Source organism: Ruthenibacterium intestinale (assembly GCF_040096265.1).
Classification (GTDB): domain Bacteria; phylum Bacillota; class Clostridia; order Oscillospirales; family Ruminococcaceae; genus Ruthenibacterium; species Ruthenibacterium komagatae.
Map to the genome: position 1 here is coordinate 1 of NZ_JBBMFA010000037.1, position 18932 is coordinate 18932.

The following is an 18932-nucleotide window of genomic DNA, read 5'->3' on the forward strand; positions in this document are numbered from 1 at the left end:
GGCTTTGAAAGCCGCCCGCCCGTTTTTTACTTTTTAAAGGCCCTCGATGGCCGCAAATCCTTTTTTCAGATCATCAAGAATGTCATCCACATGCTCGCATCCCACGGACAGACGAATCAGGCCCGGAGTGATGCCCGCCGCCACCAGCTGGCTGTCCGTCAGCTGACGGTGCGTTGCGGATGCCGGATGCAGAACGCAGGTGCAGATGTCTGCCACATGCACCACGTTGTTGGCCAGCTGCAGGCTGTCCATCCACTTCACCGCCACTTCCCGGCCGCCTTTCAGTGAGAAAGAAATCACGCCCGAGCAGCCATTCGGCAGATATTTCTGCGCCGCCGCATGGTATTTGTCGCCTTCCAGGATGGGATAATTGACAAACTCCACCTGCGGCTGCTCTGCCAGGAACTGCGCCACTTTTTCCGCGTTGCGGCAATGGCGTTCCATCCGAACCGCCAGCGTCTCCAGGCCCAGATTGGTCAGGAATGCCGCCTGTGCGGAAGGATACATTCCAAAGTCGCGCATCAACTGCACACGCGCCTTGGTGATATAGGCCGCTTTGCCAAACTGTTTGGTATAGGTGATGCCATGATAGCTTTCGTCCGGCTGGCACAATTCCTCAAACTTTCCGTTCTCCCAGTCAAACCGGCCGGAGTCCACAATGACTCCGCCCACCTGCACGGCATGGCCGTCCATGTATTTGGTAGTGGAGTGGGTCACAATGTCCGCACCCCATTCAAAGGGGCGGCACAGAACCGGCGTAGCAAAGGTGTTGTCCACAATCAAAGGCACACCATTGGCGTGGGCCAGCTTGGCAAACTTTTCAATATCAAACACACTGATGGCCGGGTTGGCAATGGTCTCACCGAATACCAGCTTGGTGTTCGGGCGGAACGCTTTCTGAAGCTCCTCCACCGGAGCGTCCGCGTCCACAAAAGTGCAGTCAATGCCAAATTTTTTCAGCGTGACCGCAAACAGATTCACTGTGCCGCCGTAAATGGTAGACGTGGTTACAAAGTGGTCACCCGCCGTGCAGATATTCAGGACAGCCAGCAGATTGGCCGCCTGACCGGATGTGGTGCACAACGCGCCCACACCGCCCTCCATGGCGGCAATTTTTTCCTCAACCGCGGCCACGGTGGGGTTGGAAATGCGGGAATACATGTGGCCGTCCGCCGTCAAATCGAACAGCTGTCCGATATGATCGGTGGAATCATAGGTGTATGTGGTGCTTTGATAGATGGGCAGCGCTTTCGGATCGCCGTTGCCCGGTTTATAGCCCTCGTGCAGGCATTGCGTTTCAATGTGCATGGTTTTCTTTCCCCTCTGTCATGCTGTATTTTTTCACAATGGCGCCCATCTCTTCCCAATGAGCTTCCATTTCAGAAACAAGTTTGAACTGCGTGCGGGCCCGCTCCAGATTGTGTGTGGAATGCGTGACCTTGAAATAAGTGTCACCCTGAAGATAATCGGTCAGGAAACGAATGCCGCACTCCAGCGTCATCATCTTCGCGCCCCAGGGCAGATATTCCTTTTCCATGTCGGTCAGCGCACTGCCGGCCGTCTCCAGATATCCTTTGGTATACGCCTCGAACAGTTCCAAATCAAAATGAACTTTTTCCAGGTCCGGTTCATCCTCCCGCGCGGTGGAGGCACCGAAGCGGATGGAATCTCCGTAATCATTCAGCGCAAGACCCGGCATGATGGTATCCAGATCGATGACGCAAAGTCCTTCTCCGGTGTCCTTATCAAACAGAATGTTATTCAATTTTGTATCGTTGTGCGTCACCCGCAGGGGAAGGCGTCCCTGCTCCAGCAGGTCCATCAAGACCGCGCAGTCCCGGGCATGGGCCTGCACAAAGGCCGTCTCCGGTTTGCAGGTGCGCGCCCGGTCCCACACATCCCGCTCCAGCGCGGTTTCAAAATCCCGCAGGCGCTTGCGCGTATCGTGGAACTTTTCAATGGTTTCGTGCAGTGTCTCGGCCGGATAATTCTCCAGCTCCCGCAAAAATGCCCCAAAGCTCTTTCCGGAGTTGTAAAAATCCTTGGGTGTGCGCACACTCTCGATGCATACGGAGTCCGGAATGTAGTTATAGCAGCGCCACGGGCCGCCGTCCGCATCCTCAAAATAAGGCGCGCCTGTTTTCGTCTTGATATAGTTGAGGGTCTCCCGGTCCGCGTCGCCGCCGCGGGCCAGAATGCGGGCGCGCAGATATTCGGTGACGCCGAAAATATTCTCCATCACTTCCTGCGGTTTTTTGAACACCTCTGTGTTGATGCGCTGAATCACATAACTCAGCGTGCCCGCTCCGTCTCCCAGGTACACCGCATACGTATCGTTGATGTGTCCGGACCCGAACGGCTTCACGTAACTTGCCACCTCGCCCAGCTTAAAGGCAAACAGGGCGTCCTCCAGGTTGCGGTCTTCCACACCCAAGATGCTGCGCCGGGTAGAATAGACGGTCTCGCCGGCTTCTGTACGGCTGCACGTCTCCATGTGGCACCAGGCCTTGATGGTGGAATGAAGGTTGATATGCACGCCGTCCTCCAGCCGGTTGTCATGATCCACCAAGGCGCCGCTGTTCACAAGGCAGGCCTTGCCCAGCACCGCATTGGTATTGACAATGGCCCCGTGCAGAACCAGACAGCCCTCTCCCAGAACAGCCGAGGGGCTGACAATGGCGGAAGGATGGATCACGCAGGGAACGCTGTATCCGGCTTCCAGCAGCTTTTCCGTCCAGGAAAGGCGCAGACGGTTGTCGCCGAACGCCGCCACTGCCTGCGAATATTCGCCCGTCAGCGAAAGATAGTCCGTACAGCGCCCGACCACCGCAGAACTGTGCACCGCATCATCCAAAAAAGCGATCTGATCCCAACATCCCTGCGCGGCAGCTACTTCGCCAACCATGCGGCCCAGACCACCCGCGCCGAGAATCAAAAGCTTAGACATGAACAGGTCCTCCTTGTTTTGGCTCCGCTGCGCGCCCAATCACACAGCCGGAATCCACTTTTGTGCGGGGCGGCAGAACATTGCCTGCCTTGACCACCGCGCCCGGCGCCAGATGGCAGTAAGCACCGATATCACAATCGTGATCCGCCACAGCGCCCATGTTGATGATTGCGCCGGTCCGCACCACTGTGCGCGTTCCCACACATCCCATGGGAAGCACCACCGCACCCGGTTCCAGCACGGCAGACGGGCTGACATACGCCCGCGGATGGACCATGGCCGGCACAAAAAAGCCTGCCAACGTCAGCCGTTTCAGCCAGGATGCACGCAATTCATTGTTTCCGAACGCGGGATATGCGTAAGGAAATCTGCTCAGAAACGACTCGTACTGTCCGCAGATGCCCAGAATATCCTCTCCTGTCTGACTGTCGTCCAGAAAAGCAATGTGGTCAAAGGAAAAAGACGCCGTCTCCGCAACGGTGCGGCCATAACCGCCCGCGCCCAAAATCAACAGATTCTCCACACAGCATTCTCCTCTCGGCGAGTGCTCGCCCGTTTTGATTTGCGCTTGTTGTTCTTTTATCTTATCACAAATACCCCTCAAAAAACAGTCTTTTTCACCCAGAGTCTTTGCACGATCGGGCGCAAACTTCACTATATTTGTATTGTTACACAAAAAGCAAGCCTCAGCGCCCCCATTTTTCAGCAGGAAAGGGCGTGCTCTTCTTTTAAATTTTTGCTATACTTATAAAGAATATTCGGAACAGATCCACCCATCGGGCACAGAGAGGATATCTATGAGCGAAACAATTCTTGCATTGCAGAACATCACCAAACATTTCGGCAACACACAGGTGCTGCGGGGCATTGACCTGGAAGTACAGAAGGGCGAATTTGTAACGCTTCTGGGGTCTTCCGGGTGCGGTAAAACCACCACACTGCGCATCATTGCAGGGCTGGAAACACCCGACAGCGGCAAAGTGCTTCTCGCCGGGGCCGACGTCACAGGCGCGGAGCCCAACAAGCGGGATGTAAACACCGTATTTCAAAATTACGCCCTGTTCCCTCACATGACAGTGGCAGCCAACATCGGATACAGCTTAAAACTGAAACGGGCGGACAAAGAAGTCATTCGCCGCGAAGTATCACAGGCCTTGGAACTGGTGCAGCTGACAGGGTACGAAAAGCGCCTGCCGTCTGAACTTTCCGGCGGCCAGCGCCAGCGTGTGGCTATCGCCCGGGCGCTGGTCAACAAACCCAGCGTACTTTTGCTGGACGAACCGCTGGGTGCACTGGACCTGCAGCTGCGCCGCCAGATGCAGCTGGAACTGAAGGCGCTGCAAAAGCAGCTGGGTCTGACCTTTATTTACATCACCCACGACCAGGAGGAAGCGCTGAATATGTCCGACCGCATCGCCGTGATGCGGGACGGCCGGTTTGAACAGATCGGCACACCGGCCGAGGTCTACGACCATCCCCGCACCAGCTATGTGGCCCGCTTTGTGGGTACAGCCAATGTGCTGACCGGCTGCGTGGCCGAGCAGAAGGACGGCGTGGTGCGAATGACCTGCGCCGGCGGCTGTGCGGGCGCAGCGGACGCCGGGCACACATTCCGCCCGGGACAGCCGCTTTCGCTGGCAGTGCGCAGCGAACAGGTGGAGTTCACAACAGACCCCGGTGCCTGCGGCCTGCCCGCAACCGTGCGGGAAAAGAGTTTCGCCGGTGGCATGCTGCGCATCGCGCTGGCGCTTCAGGACGGCACGGAACTGGTGGCCAGCCGCCATGGCATTGACATTGCGGTGGAACCCGGCGATCAGGTGCGTGTGACCTGGGACCCCGCCCACGCGGTACCGGTAGACGTGGAGGCAGCCGTATGAAGAAGCGCTCAAAATTATGGCTGACGGTGGTGCCTCTGTATGTGTTCACCCTGCTCTTTGTGCTTGGGCCCATGATCTATATGGTGGTGCTCAGCTTTCAGACACGCGCAGAAGTGTGGGGCGTCGTGAACGAGTTCACGCTGGACAACTACAAAAACATTTTTCATCCGGTCTATCTGCAGACCTTTGCCGAGTCCTTCAAACTGGCCATCACCAGCACGCTGTTCATTGTGGCCATTGGGTATCCCTTCGGCTATTTCATGGCCAAACTGTCGCCCGTGTGGAAAAAGCGCATGATGCTCCTGTTGATGATCCCTTTCTGGACTTCTTCGCTGATCCGCATGTATGGCTGGATCATCATTTTCCGCGCCAACGGCACGCTGGATAAACTGCTGATGGGACTGGGGCTGACACAAAGCCCGCTGAAACTGCTGTACACCTATCCGGCTGTTGTGGTGGGCATGGTGTATGCCCTGCTGCAGTTTATGATCTTTGCCGTGTATTCCAGCGCAGAAAAGCTGGACTGGAGTTTGGTGGAAGCCGCCCGCGATCTGGGCGCCTCTCCCTGGCAGGCTTTCCGCACAGTAACGCTGAAGCTGACCCTGCCCGGCCTTTTGTCCGGCGTGATCCTTACCTTCATCCCCTCCATGGGTCTGTTCTTTATCGCAGACATTCTGGGCGGCAACAAAGTGGTGCTGGTGGGCAGTCTGATTCAGGACCAGCTGATGAAGGCGCACAACTGGCCCTTCGCCGCTGCTTTAAGTGTGGCGCTGATGATCATGACCACCCTGATGATCGCACTGTACAAACGGGTGACCCATTCTGAGGAACTGGAGGGACTGCTGTGAAAAATCGTACGTTTCTGCCGAACCTGTTCCTTGGCATTGTCACTGTCATCTTTTATCTGCCCATCGTGCTGGTCGTTCTCTATTCGTTCAACGAAAACAAACTCACCAGCGTTTGGAGCGGCTTTTCCCTGAAATGGTACCAGATGCTTTTTCAGGACAAAGCGATTTTTGAGGCACTGGGCAACAGCATCTTTTTGGGCATCTGCGCCAGCTTGAATGCAGCGGTCATCGGCACTTTGGGCGCAGTGGGCTTTACCCGCATCCGCTCCCGCAGCAAGCGCCCGGTGGAATATCTGTCCATGCTGCCCATTATGATTCCCGAAATCATTCTGGGCATGGTGTTCATGGCCTTTTTCTCCCTGCTGGGCCTGCCCTTCGGCATGACCACATTGATTCTGTCCCATACTGTTTTCTGCATTCCATATGTTTACATGCTGGTGAAAGCCCGTCTGGTCGGGATGGACCCGGGCTTGGTGGAAGCTGCCCGCGATCTGGGCGCCAGCGATGTGCGTGCTTTTTTTGACGTGACCCTTCCCCTGCTGGCGCCAGCCATTGCATCCGGCATGTTGCTGAGTTTCGCCATGAGCTTTGACGATGTAATCATCAGCATTTTGGTGACGGGCGTCAACGTGAACACGCTGCCCATTCTGATTTATTCTCAGTTGAAAGTGGGCGTGACCCCGGAGATCAACGCGCTGTGCACTCTGATGCTGGCCGCCACGATTTTCCTGGTCGCTCTTTCAGCGGTGCTGGGACGGCCGCGCCGTTCCAGACATCGATAAATTTGTTTTTTGGAGGTTTGTTATGAAAAAAGTTTTTGCATTGGCTTTGACCGGCGCCCTGTGCCTTTCTCTGCTGGCCGGCTGCAGCAGCGCCGCATCCGGGTCCGGCTCCGCCACCGCAGCGGCCGGCGAGCTGAACCTGTTCGCTTTTGGCGAGATGTTCCCCCAGGAAGTGCTGGACGACTTCACACAGGAAACCGGGATCAAGGTGAACTACTCCACCTTCGACACGGACGAGACTATGCTCTCTCGACTGGAAACTTCCAAAGGCGGCGACTACGATGTGGTTATCGCGGATGACTACATTATCAAGACCGCCATTGACGAGGGTCTTGTCAGCGAGCTGGACAAAGACCAGATCCCCAACCTGAGCAACGTGAACCCCGTCTACCAGGGGCAGTTCTTTGACCCTGAGGACAAATACACCGTTCCCCATGGCGCAGGCGTGATGACCATTGTGTATGATCCCGCACTGGTCGGGAAAGAGATCACCAGCTATGAGGATCTGTGGGACGCATCTCTGGCTGACAACCTGGCCATCATCGGCAACTATCGCGTCATTGACGGCATGGCGCTGAAGCTGATGGGCGAAAGCTACAACGTAGAGGACCCCGCTGTGATTCAATCCGCCGGCGAAAAGCTTCTGGAACTGGCACCCAATATCCGCGCCATCCAGGATGCCAACACGCAGGATCTTCTGATCTCGGGCGAGGTGGCCGCCGCGGTTATGTACACCAGCCAGACGTATCTGGCCAAAATCAACCGCAGCGATCTGGAGATTGCTTATCCTTCCGAGGGACTCGGCTTTGGTCTGATGGCTCAGTTTGTGCCGGTGAACGCCCCCAACAAGGACGCAGCCTACCAGTTCATCAACTATCTGCTGGACCCGGAAGTGAGCAAACAGTGCTTTGAGTATATGGGTTACTACTGCACCAACCAGGCGGCCGAGGAATTGTTCGACGACGCCACCAAGGAGCTGCTGGTGCTGCCCGAAGACTTTTTGAGCAGTAACGACATCGAGATGATCCAGCCCGTTTCTGCGGAGGCGGAAGAGGCGCATATGCAGGTCTGGACCGAGTTCAAATCCGCCTGCGGCCAATAAGATTCGCATTCCAAAACAAAAACCGGAAGGCAGAAGCCTTCCGGTTTTTTGTTTTAAGACCACGATTAAAATGTTTAGGCCTCGCCCAAAATTTTCCCGATCTCCCCCTGCAACACCAGAGTGGCACCTTTATCTGCGGGCGTGGGTGTTTTGTTGATGACGATCAGCGCCCGACCGCCAAAATACCGCAAAAGTCCGGCTGCCGGATATACATTCAGGGAGGTTCCGCCCACGATCAGCACATCCGCCTGTGCAATGGCCCGCATGGACCTGGAAATCACCTGCTGATCCAGCGCTTCTTCATACAGGACCACATCCGGTTTGATCACACCGCCGCAGCTGCAGCGCGGCACGCCGTCGCAGGACAGGATTGCGTCCAGACCAAACGGCTTGCCGCATTCTGTACAATGATTGCGGTGCACGCTGCCGTGTAATTCCAGCACATTCCGGCTTCCTGCCGCCTGATGCAGGCCATCGATATTCTGTGTGATCACCGCGCGCAGTTTGCCCCGCGCTTCCAAACTGGCCAGTGCTTTGTGCGCCGCATTGGGCTGCGCGTCCGGATAGAGCATCTTGGCCCGGTAAAACCGATAAAACTCCTCGGTATTCTCCCAAAAGAAATGATGCGACAGAATCTCCTCCGGCGGCCAGCGCCAGGTTTGGTTGTAAAGCCCGTCCGTGCTGCGAAAATCGGGAATGCCGCTCTCGCAGGATACGCCCGCACCGCCAAAAAACACCAGATTATCGCTGTCGTTCACCCATTTTTTCAATGCGCTGTCCATTGGCGAACTGCTCCTTTCGTGATATACTGAAACCAGTATATCATAAATCCTGTAAAGGAGCGTACCACAATGGCCACAAAAATTACAAATGACTTGGTATTTCGCAATCTGCCGCGGCGTGCGCCGGAAAGTCACAAGGGCAGCTATGGAAAAGTGCTGGCTTTGTGCGGCTGTTCAAAATACCGCGGCGCAGCCGCTTTGTGCGTGTGCGGCGCGCTGCGCGCCGGAGCCGGTCTGGTAACACTGGCCGCCGAAGAGTCTGTGATTTCCGCTGTGGCGCAGCGCGTGATGGAACCTGTTTATTTGCCGCTCCCCGATGAGGACGGCCTGTCGCTTGCTGCCTCCAAATCCACGGTGTGCGTGGCGGGCTGCGGGAAGGAAGCCACCCCCGCCACTGCACAGGAAATGAAAACTGCTCTGGGCGCATCATCGGGAACCGTGGTGCTGGATGCAGGCGGCTTGTGCAGTCTGGCAGATGACAAACTGTTTTTGATGGGCCTGTCCGGCCGGCTGATCGTTACCCCGCACCCCGGTGAAATGGCCCGGCTCACGGGACGTTCCGTCCGCGAAATCGAGGCAGACCGGGGCGCCACTGCGCTGAGTTTTGCGCGGGAGAGCGGCGCCGTCACCGTTCTGAAAGGGCACCGGACACTGGTGGCGACTCCCTGGGGAGAATTGTATGAAAACGGCACCGGCAACGCCGGGCTGGCGCGCGGCGGAAGCGGCGATATTCTGGCGGGCATCATTGCCGGGCTGGCCGCGCAGGGGCTGGAGCCCTGGCAGGCGGCTGTGTGCGGCGTTTATCTGCACGGGCTTGCTGCAGACTGGTGCGCCCGGCGTCTTTCCATGCAGGGAATGCTCCCCTCGGACATTCTGGCCGACCTGTGCGCGATTTTCCTTGAAAACAACCGATAACGATGCTATACTGTAGTTAAATTTCTATCCCCTTTTAAAATTAATGCAGAAAAGAGGTTTTTTGATGGACGGAAACAATTCCATGTTCAACGAGCCCGGTATGGAGTGGATGAACGGCGGTGCAGCAGAATCGCTGAGTTCCTACACCACCAAGACCTTTGGCTGGATGGGCTTGGGTCTTCTGGCTACCTTTGTCACGGCTTATGCGGGATATCTGACCGGCATCACCTGGCTTTTGTGTGTCAGCATGCCTTATTTGCCCTTCATCCTGGCCATTGCTGAAGTCATTACCGTCATTGTGCTGGGTGCACGGCTGCACAAGCTGAGCGCCGGCGGCGCAACCGCTCTGTTCTTCGTATACGCCATTCTCAATGGCCTGACCTTCTCCACTTTGTTCCTGGTATACGATGTTGCCACCATGGTATACGTATTCGGTTTGACTGCGCTGTATTTCGGCGTGCTGGCCGCTTACGGCTACTTTACCAAACGGGATCTGACCGGTCTGCGTTCCTTCCTGTTCGCGGGTCTTCTCTTCCTGGCGCTGTACTGGGTGGTTTCCATCTTCCTTCCCATGGCCATGTATGACAAAGTGGTCTGCTTCATCGGCCTGGCCGTCTTTATGGGGTATACCGCTTATGACACGCAGATGATCAAACGTTACCATGCAGCTACGCTGACCGACCCGGATATGGCCCACAAAGGCGCCATTCTGTGTGCGCTGCAGCTGTATCTGGACTTCATCAACATGTTCCTGTACATTCTGCGTCTGGTTGCCCGCAAAAAGTAAGCGTTTCAAAAGCCGGCGAAATTTTCGCCGGCTTTTTGTTTTGGGGTGAATTTTTATGAAATGCTTTGCATCCCGGTCATTCTGTTTCCCTATTCTGTTCTGGGAATGTTGTATTGTCTGTTCTCCGGCACACTGATGGAATCTGTCTTTCAAAACAACGGATTCCTTTGCATTCTGGCTCTGCTTGCCTGGGCGCTGATCGGATTTGCCTGTGCCTTCTTAGTGGGTATTCGGGGCGCACGAACGCTGGACTGTCTCCGTTTTGCACGCTTCGCCATGATTCTTAAGCTGGCACAGATCCCCGCCTACTGTATCATTTTTGTGCTGGCAGCCCTGTTTTCCCTGACTATTTTTACCATCGGTTTCACCATTGCACTGGCTTTCTTTGATGGAATCGCCATTCTGATGACCGGCATTCCGGGTGTTTTCAGCATTCGAAAAAGCTATCAAAGTGGAGTTCTTCTCCGTTCGGACTGCCTGATACACAGCCTGCTTCAATTTGTGTTCTGTGCCGACGTGGTCAGCAGTATTTATCTTTACCGAAAAATAAAAAGAACGAGCACTGGTTGAGTCCCGCGCTCGTTCTTTTTTATTCGCTGAGCAGGATGCGGTCGTTGTCCAGCACCTTGTTTGTTTTTGTGCGGAATTTTTCCAGCAAGCCATCCACGGTGGTGTGTGCCCGTTCCTCGCCGGAGATATCCAGCACGATTTTTCCGCCATCCATCATGATGGTCCGGTTTCCCAGTTCCAGCGCCGAAGAAATATTGTGCGTGATCATCAGGCAGGTGATTTTGTTTTCCGAAACGATCTTCCGGGTCAGCTCCAGCACTTTCTCCGCTGTGCCGGGGTCCAGTGCGGCGGTATGTTCGTCCAACAGCAGCAGCTTCGGCGTGACCAGAGTTGCCATCAGCAATGTCAGCGCCTGCCGCTGACCGCCCGACAACAGCCCCACCGGCTGTTTCAAGCGGTCCTCCAGGCCCAGCCCCAGCGCGGCCAGGCGCTGGGCAAAGTAGTCCCGGTCTTTCTTCGTAATTGTGGAAAATGCGCTGGATGCCTTCGCCGTCCGCAGATAAGCCAGCGCCATATTTTCCTCAATGGTCATATGCGGCGCCGTACCTTTCAGCGGGTCCTGAAACAGGCGTCCAACATAGCGGGAACGCTTATACTCGGGGCGAAATGTCATGTCGTCGCCATCCAGCAGGATACGGCCCCGGTCCACGAAAAAGCTGCCTGCAATGGCATTGAACAGCGTGGACTTTCCCGCGCCGTTTCCGCCGATGATGGTCACAAAATCTCCCGGCTCAAGGTGCAAAGACAAATTCTCCAGCGCCTTTTTTTCATTGACCGTTCCCGGGTTGAAGGTTTTTGAAACGTTGGTAAGGGTCAGCATTCTTTGTCCGCCTCCTTGCGCTTTTTGTAGAACAGGATTTTATCCCGGACCGCAGGCCACGAGATGGCCGCCGCCACAATGACGGCGGAAACCAGCTTCAAATTGCTGGCTCCCAGATTGGAGGTAAGCGCGATTCCGGTGAGTACGCGATAGATGATGGAGCCGATCAGCGCACCAACCACGCCGCGCACAATGCCGCCACGCCCTACAAGCACTTCGCCGATCACCAGACTGGCCAGACCGATGACCACCATGCCGGTGCCCAGCGTCAGATCGCCATAGCCCTGCTGCTGCGCCAGCAGGCCGCCGGAAACCGCAATCAGCGCATTGGCAATGCAAAGTCCCACTGTGGTGGTAAACGCCGGATTGATGGACGACGCGGCCACCATATCACGGTTGTCTCCGGTTGCCCGCAGCGACAAGCCCAGCTGTGTGCGCAAAAACAGCACCAGCAGCACTGCGCACACAACAGCAAACACCAGCGCCAGCACCAGTGTGCCGTAGGGCATCAGGCCGTCCGCCCAACGGAACAGCGTATCCACCCGCAAAAGCGTCAAGTTGGATTTTCCCATAATCATCAGGTTGATGGAGTACAGCCCGGTCATGGTGATAATGCCGGCCAAAATGGGCTGCACGCCCAGCTTTGTCTGCAGGACCGCCGTCACACCACCCGCCAGCGCCCCGGCAATCAGAGCCGCTGCAAGCCCCAGCACCGGATGCCCCAGCGACGTAAGAATGGCGCTGCACGCAATGCCCAGGGTGAAGGAACCGTCCGTGGTCAGATCCGCAATATCCAGCGTGCGATAAGAAATGTACAGGCCCAGCGCCACCAGGCTGTAAATCAGGCCCTGCTCTGTATTGGTCAGCAAAATCTGAATGCTCATGCTTTCAAACTCCTTTGATGCAGATGCGCGCCGCCCTGCCAAGGGCGGCGCAAGCACTTGAAATTATTGTACGTAAGCGGAAACATCCACACCGATGGCCTCGGCCGTTTCCTCGTTCACTACTACGGCATTGTCTTTCAGGACTTCCACCGGAATCTCCGACACGCTGGTGCCCGTCAGCACTTTGGCCACCATGTCACCGGTCTGGGTCCCCAGGTTGGTGTAGTTGACGCCCACGGTTGCAAGGCCGCCGTCGGCCACCATGCTGTCTGCAGCCACATACACCGGTTTTTTGGCATTGATGGCCTCTTCGGCCAGAATCGGCATTGCGGATGCCACCGTGTTGTCAATGGGCGCAAACACGGCGTCGCACTGATTCAGCAGATTCTGTGCCGCTGTCTGCACTTCGCCAGTGGCTGTGACGGCGTTCTCTACATAAGAGATACCTTTTTCATCCAGATATGCTTTGGTCTCCTCAATGACGGAAACGCTGTTGATCTCGCTGGTGTTGTAGATGAGGCCGAAGCTCTGCACATCGGGGGTCAGCTCCGCAGCCAGGTCAAAGATCTTGGAAACGGGAATGGCGTCGGACGTGCCGGTGATATTGCCCTCCGGCGCTTCCGTGTTCTCCACAAGGCCCGCGGCCACCGGATCGGTGACGGCGCTGAAAATTACAGGAATGTCCGTACCTTCCACGGCAGTGGCCGCACCCTGTGCTGCCTGCGTAGCGATCGCCACGATCACATCCACGTCATCCGCCACAAATTTCTGGCAGATATTGGCGATGGTCGCCGTATCGCCCTGTGCGTTCTGATAATCATATGTGTAAGTGAAGCCCTCTTCGGCTGCTTTGGCATCCAGTTCCGCTTCAATGGCGGTGCGGATTTCATCCAGTGAGGGATGCTCCATCAGCTGAATCAGACCTACTTTATACTCGGCAGTGCCTTCCGCCGATGTTCCGGCCGTGCTCTGCGCGGCGGAAGAAGATCCGGTGCTGCCGGAACAACCGGCCAGCATGCTCAGAGAGATCAGGGCGGACAGTGCGATGGCAAAATACTTTTTCATCGATTTCATAAAGCAAAACTCCTCTTTCAAAATGATTGTTTCAGCAAATGGGCGGACATGATGTTCAGCTGCCATCGCCATCGCCTCGTAGTTTGTTTTTTCATGGTCTGCACCCATCTCCTCTCTGAAATCGCATTAAAAAAACGCCTATCCCTGCCTGATGCAAGGACAAGCGTTTGAAAAACAAAGCCTGCGGTACCACCTTACTTGCCGCTGATTCAGCGACCTCTCCGCGAGAATGCCAACACATTCTCTGCCCTGTAACGCGAGCACGCGTCGAAGGCTACTAAGGCATTGCCGTTTCACCCCGCCCTCAGCGGTCCATTTACCCGGCCCGCTCTCGGCCCTTTTCCAGCAACAGGGCTCTCTTTGCGTGCGCTTCCGGTTTTATCTCCGCCTCATCGGTTTAATAGCATTAAACTATTTTTCACCCAATTTGTCAAGGGGCTCCTGCAATTTTTTTAATTTCATTGTACAAAGCAGCAGTTTTCACAAAGCAAATACCTCTTCTTTGTAATAATTCACATGTTTTCGCCTTTTTTAGGCAGAAAAAAGCCGGGTGCGCTACACGCGCACCCGGAACATTCGGTTTGCTTATGCCTCCACAGCATTGTCCAGCAGATAGCTGGAAGCCAGCGAAGTGCGGGTGGACATATACATGTACGGCTCTCCATAAACTTCCAAAACCTGGTTGTAGGTCTCTTCTGTCAGGCCGGCCACAGACATCACGTCCTCTTTGGTCACTTCAATGGCAGCTTTTTCCGACACAGCCTGCAGGATCATCATCTGCTCAGCCTGCTGCACAATCGCGTCATGATTCTGCTCCAGCATCGTCTCCAGGCTATCGGCTCCCATATAGGACAGGAAGTCTTCCAGTTTCATGCCATACTGATTTGCCATGCTGATGTAGTTATTGGACAAGGTGTTTTCCACAAAGGTCACAACACTCTCGGGCACTTCACTGACCTGAGAATTTTCAAAAATATAGTCAGAGATATAGCTTCCGCGCTGGCTTTCCACCAGATTTTCCGCGATGCCGGCGCGCATCTCCTCCACAGTGGTCCAGCCATAGGTGGAAGAGAGATTCTCATTTACGAAATCATCCGTTACTTCCGGCATGATCTCTTCACCCTGCACATAATTGATGGTCGTTTTGAACACAGCATCCTTGCCCGCCAGATCCGGATTGTTCTCATAGGGATCGGGGAATGTGACGTTCACATCAAAGGTCTCGCCGGGTTTGTGGCCAATGATCTGCGTGAGGAAATCATCGATGTAATTGGTAGAGCCAGCCACCACATTGGTGCCGTTGCCCTGGGTGCTTCCGCCGTCAAACTCCACACCGTCCACGCTGCCGACATAATCAATGTTGACTGTATCGCCCTCTTTGACCTCTACGTCCGTCAGCTGCTCGTAGCTGGCAAATCCAGCCAGGAGAGAATCAATGCTGGCCTGGATATCCTCGTCCGTGGCGGTGGTCACATCTGCGGGAAGAGAAATGTGGTCATAGTCTTCCGGCAGCGTTACATAATCCAGCGCTGTCACGCCTTCCAGCAAGCCATCTGCTGTGAGCCCGGCGCTGAAGTCCACTTCGGGAAGATCAGACGACGTGCTGTCCGAAGAAGCGGTAGATGAAGCGCTGGACGATGACGAAGAAGAAGCCGCGCCGCTGCACCCGGCCATCAGGCTCGCGCACAGCGCCAGAACGATTGACAAACTTAACAACTTTTTCATTTATTGCCTCCTGATCGCGTTCCCCTGCATTTTCATTTAGGAACGCTTTTGTTATCATATCATATTCTCCACCCGAAAAGATAGCGATTTTGTAAAATTTATGAGAGAAAAAACGCAATCGGCCTTTTCTCCGCCGCTGCCCCTTGGTATACTGGTAGCAGAAACTTGCAAAAGGGGCGGTAATACAACCATGGATTATTATGAGAAAGCACTGGAAATGCATGCACAGCATCACGGAAAAATCGAAGTGGTGAGCAAAGTACCCGTCAAAACACGGGACGATCTCTCCACGGCCTATACGCCCGGTGTGGCACAGCCCTGCCGCGCCATTGCGCAGAATCCGGCCGACGCATACACCTACACCTCCAAAGGGAATCTGGTTGCCGTAGTATCCAACGGAACGGCCGTGTTGGGACTGGGCAACATCGGCGCGGCTGCGTCTCAGCCGGTGATGGAAGGGAAAGCCATTTTGTTCAAGGAGTTTGGCGGCGTAGATGCTTTCCCCATCTGCCTGGACACCCAGGACCCCGAAAAAGTGGTGGAAGCCGTTCGCATGATCGCACCGGTATTCGGCGGCATCAACCTGGAAGATATCGCCTCGCCCGCCTGCTTCACCATTGAGGAAACACTGGAACGGGAGCTGGACATTCCGGTGTTCCACGATGACCAGCACGGTACCGCCATTGTGGTGACGGCCGCTTTGCTGAACGCTCTGCGTGTGGTAAACAAGGACATCGGTTCGATTCGGGTCGTTCTGAACGGCCCGGGTGCAGCGGGCACCGCCATCATCAAAATGCTGCTGGCGGCCGGCGTCAAAGATGTGATTGCCTGTGACGAAAACGGCATTCTGTACAAAGAGCGCGGCGTGGGCATCGCAGACCACAAGGCCATGCTGTGTGACATCACCAATTTGGGTGGGATGCGCGGCACACTGGCAGATGCCATTGTCGGTGCCGATGTGTTCATCGGCGTTTCGGTGGGCGGCGCACTGAAACCGGAGATGGTGCGCACCATGGCCAAAGATCCCATTGTATTCGCCATGGCCAACCCCGTTCCGGAGATCACGCCCGAAGAGGCGAAAGCCGCAGGCGTGCGCGTCATGGGAACCGGCCGCAGTGACTATCCCAATCAGATCAACAATGTGCTGGCGTTCCCCGGCGTATTCAAAGGCGCGCTGCAAGTCCGCTCCCGGGATATCAACACTGCCATGAAGGTGGCCGCCGCTCATGCCATCGCAGACCTGGTCCGTGATGACGAGCGCAGCGAAGAGTACATCATCCCCGGCGCATTTGATCCCCGTGTTGCCGATGCAGTGGCACAGGCCGTAGCCCGCGCCGCCCGTGAAACGGGGGTGGCACGGCTGTGAGAACCATCGCCGCCACTCTGATTCGGGATACCGTCGCCCGGCTGTGTATGGAAGCAAACCAGACGCTTTCTCCGGACCTGGAAAACGCTTTGCGCCAGTCTGCGGAGAGTGAACCTTGGGCGCTGGCGCAAAGCACGCTGAATACACTGTGCGAAAATCTGGACGCAGCCCGCGAGACCGGCCTCCCCATCTGTCAGGACACTGGTATGGCCTGCGTATTCTGCGAAATCGGGCAGGATGTGCACATTGACGGCGACTTTGAAGCCGCTGTCAACGCCGGTGTGGCCAAAGGGTATACTGAGGGATTTCTGCGCAAAAGCGTCGTCAGGGATCCCATTCGCCGCGGCAATACCGGCGATAATACGCCGGCGGTTCTTCATGTGCGCCTGGTACCCGGTGATCGCGTAAAAATCACCGTTGCGCCCAAAGGATTCGGCTCTGAAAATATGAGCCGTCTGGCCATGCTGAAACCTTCCGACGGAGAAGAAGGCGTAAAGCAGTTCGTTTTGGACACCGTTCGTCAGGCCGGGCCCAATCCCTGTCCTCCCATTGTGGTGGGGGTGGGCATCGGCGGCACTTTTGAACGGGCAGCTCTGCTGGCCAAGCAGGCTCTGCTGCGCCCGGTGGGCAGCCATCATCCCGACCCGTATTACGCCTCTATGGAGCAGGAATTGCTGCAGAAAATCAATGCCATGGGCATTGGCCCCCAGGGCTTCGGCGGACGCACCACCGCTTTGGGCCTTCAGATCGAAACCTTCCCCACTCATATCGCGGGAATGCCTGTGGCCGTCAATATCAGTTGCCATGTGACGAGGCATAAGGAGGCGGTACTGTGACAGAACATCGAATTTCAACGCCCTTCACGCAGGAAAAAGCCGCCGCGCTCCGGGCCGGTGACCGGGTTCTGCTTTCCGGCGTGATCTATACCGCCCGGGATGCCGCGCACAAACGGCTTTGCGAGTGTCTTGAACGGGGAGAGCCGCTTCCCATTGATGTGCGGGACGCCGTCATTTATTACGCCGGTCCCACACCTGCCCGTCCCGGGCAGGTCATCGGCTCCTGCGGGCCTACGACCAGCGGCCGGATGGACGCCTATGCGCCCACCCTGCTGCGGCTGGGGTTGCGGGGCATGATCGGCAAAGGTGCCCGGAACCAGGCGGTTGCTCAGGCAATGCAGGAAACTGGTGCGGTCTATTTCGCAGCCATCGGCGGAGCAGGCGCCCTTGCCGCCGCTTGTGTAAAAGAGGCCGAATTGGTCTGCTACGAAGATCTGGGAAGCGAGGCGATCCGCCGCCTGGTTGTGGAGGATATGCCTTTGACCGTCGTTCTGGATTCTTTGGGAAATGATTTGTATCGGGACGGCCCGGAAGCCTATCGAAACCAGCGGTAAATCAAAAAGAGCCTTGAGAGATTCTCAAGGCTCTTTTCGTTTTTATTCCTCAGAAGATGTGCTTTGTGATTCAGACGAGGACGATTCAGCCTCTTCCTTCGGGGCAAAATCCTCTTCGGCAGCCGCCAGAATCTCCTCTATCAGGTCAGAGGGCATGATATTCACCGCTTGGGAATCATCAATGCAGACATAGTATCCGTCCTCACCGTTGGAGGCTCCAATGGTAAGTGTGATCTCCAAATCTTCGGCCTCTTCCCCTTCACCCTCAGTATAGCCAATTCGCAGCACTGCCGCAGGTGCGTCCAGCCCATACGTAGAACGCTCTTCTTCTCCCGCTTTATAATTCACGCACTCGGAAACGGTAAGATACGTGATGGTTCTCACATAATCCTCCGCCGCGGTGTGGTCAGCGGTCTGCCCGTTCACCTGATAGGACAGCGTGCCATCCTCGTTTTCCGATGCCGTCACGGAAAGAACTGTCCCGTCAGCGTTCTCGCGTTCTACTGACGTTACATTGCTCACACTGGTCACTGGCCACATTTCCTTTTCGATCATGTCGTAAAGGCCATAGCTGAAGGTATCCCAAAAGGACGAGGAAACGGTATAAATCTCCTTGCTGGCATCCAGCATCATGTAGTATTCGCCTGTATAGTTGTTCAAATCGCCGATCAAACAGGTAACGGATTCGTCTCCGCTTTTTAAAACAATGGTTTTCGACGGACTGTCCAGCCCGTAATCCGCGAGGCCGTCCCCGTCACTTCGGACCAGAGCCACCGCATCGATGGGATGGCTCTGACTGGCCATGGACTGCGGATATTCCTGCATCAAGGGGAATTCCGCATCTTCGGACCATTGCCACACATCGCCGCTTTTCACCAAAGTAACTTTTCCTGTATCGGTGGTGTACTCAATGGAATCCACCTCACCGGACACGGTGGCAACTTCTACCGTCTGCACCTCTTCCTCTACTTGATTCAGATGTTCCAGCGTCAGATACCCTCCACCAAGCACGGCAATAGCCGCTACTGCCAACACCATCGGCAACCATTTATTTCTTTTCATT

Annotated in this window: 19 protein-coding genes; 10 read left to right on the forward strand and 9 right to left on the reverse strand. The window is 55.7% G+C overall.

All coding sequences use genetic code 11. The annotated features are described in order from the left end of the window. Window positions 1–33 precede the first annotated feature (33 nt). From WMO24_RS01510 to WMO24_RS01520, 3 genes are read right to left on the reverse strand one after another with little or no spacing between them, the layout of a single operon-like run. On the reverse strand, window positions 34–1308 hold the full coding sequence (locus WMO24_RS01510) for an O-acetylhomoserine aminocarboxypropyltransferase/cysteine synthase family protein (protein WP_349214383.1): 1275 nt from the start codon (window positions 1306–1308) through the stop codon (window positions 34–36). Beyond that, window positions 1298–2947, reverse strand: coding sequence for a phosphotransferase (locus WMO24_RS01515; RefSeq protein WP_349214385.1), 1650 nt, complete (start codon window positions 2945–2947; stop codon window positions 1298–1300). Before WMO24_RS01515 ends, WMO24_RS01510 begins: the two co-directional genes overlap by 11 nt. Further along, entirely contained in the window at window positions 2940–3470 is a 531-nt protein-coding gene (locus WMO24_RS01520; protein ID WP_349214387.1) for a PglD-related sugar-binding protein, read from the reverse strand. The genes WMO24_RS01515 and WMO24_RS01520 overlap by 8 nt, the downstream gene beginning before the upstream one ends. Window positions 3471–3744: 274 nt before the next feature. Between WMO24_RS01520 and WMO24_RS01525 the strand changes: the two genes are divergently transcribed. The 4 genes from WMO24_RS01525 to WMO24_RS01540 are packed head-to-tail and all read left to right on the forward strand — an operon-like array spanning window position 3745 to window position 7556. Further along, a complete protein-coding gene (locus WMO24_RS01525) occupies window positions 3745–4824 on the forward strand; it encodes an ABC transporter ATP-binding protein (RefSeq protein ID WP_349214389.1) in 1080 nt (359 codons plus the stop codon). Beyond that, window positions 4821–5672 (forward strand): ABC transporter permease, encoded by an 852-nt coding sequence (locus WMO24_RS01530; RefSeq protein WP_349214390.1) that lies wholly within the window; start codon window positions 4821–4823, stop codon window positions 5670–5672. The genes WMO24_RS01525 and WMO24_RS01530 overlap by 4 nt, the downstream gene beginning before the upstream one ends. Continuing rightward, on the forward strand, window positions 5669–6454 hold the full coding sequence (locus WMO24_RS01535) for an ABC transporter permease (RefSeq protein WP_349214392.1): 786 nt from the start codon (window positions 5669–5671) through the stop codon (window positions 6452–6454). Before WMO24_RS01530 ends, WMO24_RS01535 begins: the two co-directional genes overlap by 4 nt. A gap of 22 nt (window positions 6455–6476) precedes the next feature. Further along, window positions 6477–7556 (forward strand): polyamine ABC transporter substrate-binding protein, encoded by a 1080-nt coding sequence (locus WMO24_RS01540; RefSeq protein ID WP_349214394.1) that lies wholly within the window; start codon window positions 6477–6479, stop codon window positions 7554–7556. Window positions 7557–7630: 74 nt separating this feature from the next. On the opposite strand, the gene WMO24_RS01545 is transcribed toward WMO24_RS01540, so the two are convergent. Next, window positions 7631–8338, reverse strand: coding sequence for an NAD-dependent protein deacylase (locus tag WMO24_RS01545; RefSeq protein ID WP_349214396.1), 708 nt, complete (start codon window positions 8336–8338; stop codon window positions 7631–7633). Between the two features lie 69 nt (window positions 8339–8407). Between WMO24_RS01545 and WMO24_RS01550 the strand changes: the two genes are divergently transcribed. The 3 genes from WMO24_RS01550 to WMO24_RS01560 all read left to right on the forward strand — a co-directional run bounded on the left by WMO24_RS01550 (window position 8408) and on the right by WMO24_RS01560 (window position 10610). Further along, window positions 8408–9253: an NAD(P)H-hydrate dehydratase gene (locus WMO24_RS01550; RefSeq protein ID WP_349214398.1), complete on the forward strand. Its 846-nt coding sequence runs from the start codon at window positions 8408–8410 to the stop codon at window positions 9251–9253. 64 nt (window positions 9254–9317) lie between these two features. Beyond that, window positions 9318–10040 carry a Bax inhibitor-1/YccA family protein gene (locus tag WMO24_RS01555; RefSeq protein WP_349214400.1) on the forward strand — a complete coding sequence of 241 codons (723 nt, stop codon included), beginning with the start codon at window positions 9318–9320 and terminating at the stop codon, window positions 10038–10040. A gap of 45 nt (window positions 10041–10085) precedes the next feature. Beyond that, complete coding sequence (locus tag WMO24_RS01560; RefSeq protein ID WP_349214402.1) at window positions 10086–10610, forward strand: DUF6652 family protein; 525 nt, start codon at window positions 10086–10088, stop codon at window positions 10608–10610. Window positions 10611–10629: 19 nt separating this feature from the next. Here WMO24_RS01560 and WMO24_RS01565 read toward each other — a convergent pair whose 3' ends face one another. From WMO24_RS01565 to WMO24_RS01580, 4 genes are all read right to left on the reverse strand, one after another. Further along, window positions 10630–11430: an ABC transporter ATP-binding protein gene (locus tag WMO24_RS01565; protein ID WP_349214404.1), complete on the reverse strand. Its 801-nt coding sequence runs from the start codon at window positions 11428–11430 to the stop codon at window positions 10630–10632. After that, the gene (locus WMO24_RS01570) at window positions 11424–12314 is read right to left on the reverse strand and encodes an ABC transporter permease (protein WP_349214405.1); all 891 of its coding nucleotides are present in this window, start codon (window positions 12312–12314) and stop codon (window positions 11424–11426) included. Before WMO24_RS01570 ends, WMO24_RS01565 begins: the two co-directional genes overlap by 7 nt. Before the next feature lie 63 nt (window positions 12315–12377). Next, window positions 12378–13388: an ABC transporter substrate-binding protein gene (locus WMO24_RS01575; RefSeq protein ID WP_349214407.1), complete on the reverse strand. Its 1011-nt coding sequence runs from the start codon at window positions 13386–13388 to the stop codon at window positions 12378–12380. Between the two features lie 585 nt (window positions 13389–13973). Then, window positions 13974–15113, reverse strand: a complete 1140-nt coding sequence (locus WMO24_RS01580; RefSeq protein ID WP_349214408.1) for an FKBP-type peptidyl-prolyl cis-trans isomerase — start codon at window positions 15111–15113, stop codon at window positions 13974–13976. Between the two features lie 190 nt (window positions 15114–15303). Here WMO24_RS01580 and WMO24_RS01585 point away from each other — a divergent pair, with 190 nt between their 5' ends. From WMO24_RS01585 to WMO24_RS01595, 3 genes are read left to right on the forward strand one after another with little or no spacing between them, the layout of a single operon-like run. After that, window positions 15304–16479, forward strand: a complete 1176-nt coding sequence (locus WMO24_RS01585; RefSeq protein ID WP_349214409.1) for an NAD(P)-dependent malic enzyme — start codon at window positions 15304–15306, stop codon at window positions 16477–16479. Next, complete coding sequence (locus WMO24_RS01590; protein WP_349214411.1) at window positions 16476–17315, forward strand: fumarate hydratase; 840 nt, start codon at window positions 16476–16478, stop codon at window positions 17313–17315. The genes WMO24_RS01585 and WMO24_RS01590 overlap by 4 nt, the downstream gene beginning before the upstream one ends. Beyond that, window positions 17312–17869 carry a Fe-S-containing hydro-lyase gene (locus WMO24_RS01595; protein ID WP_349214412.1) on the forward strand — a complete coding sequence of 186 codons (558 nt, stop codon included), beginning with the start codon at window positions 17312–17314 and terminating at the stop codon, window positions 17867–17869. The genes WMO24_RS01590 and WMO24_RS01595 overlap by 4 nt, the downstream gene beginning before the upstream one ends. Before the next feature lie 42 nt (window positions 17870–17911). Here WMO24_RS01595 and WMO24_RS01600 read toward each other — a convergent pair whose 3' ends face one another. Next, a complete protein-coding gene (locus WMO24_RS01600) occupies window positions 17912–18931 on the reverse strand; it encodes a DUF4340 domain-containing protein (protein ID WP_349214414.1) in 1020 nt (339 codons plus the stop codon). Window position 18932 lies beyond the last annotated feature (1 nt).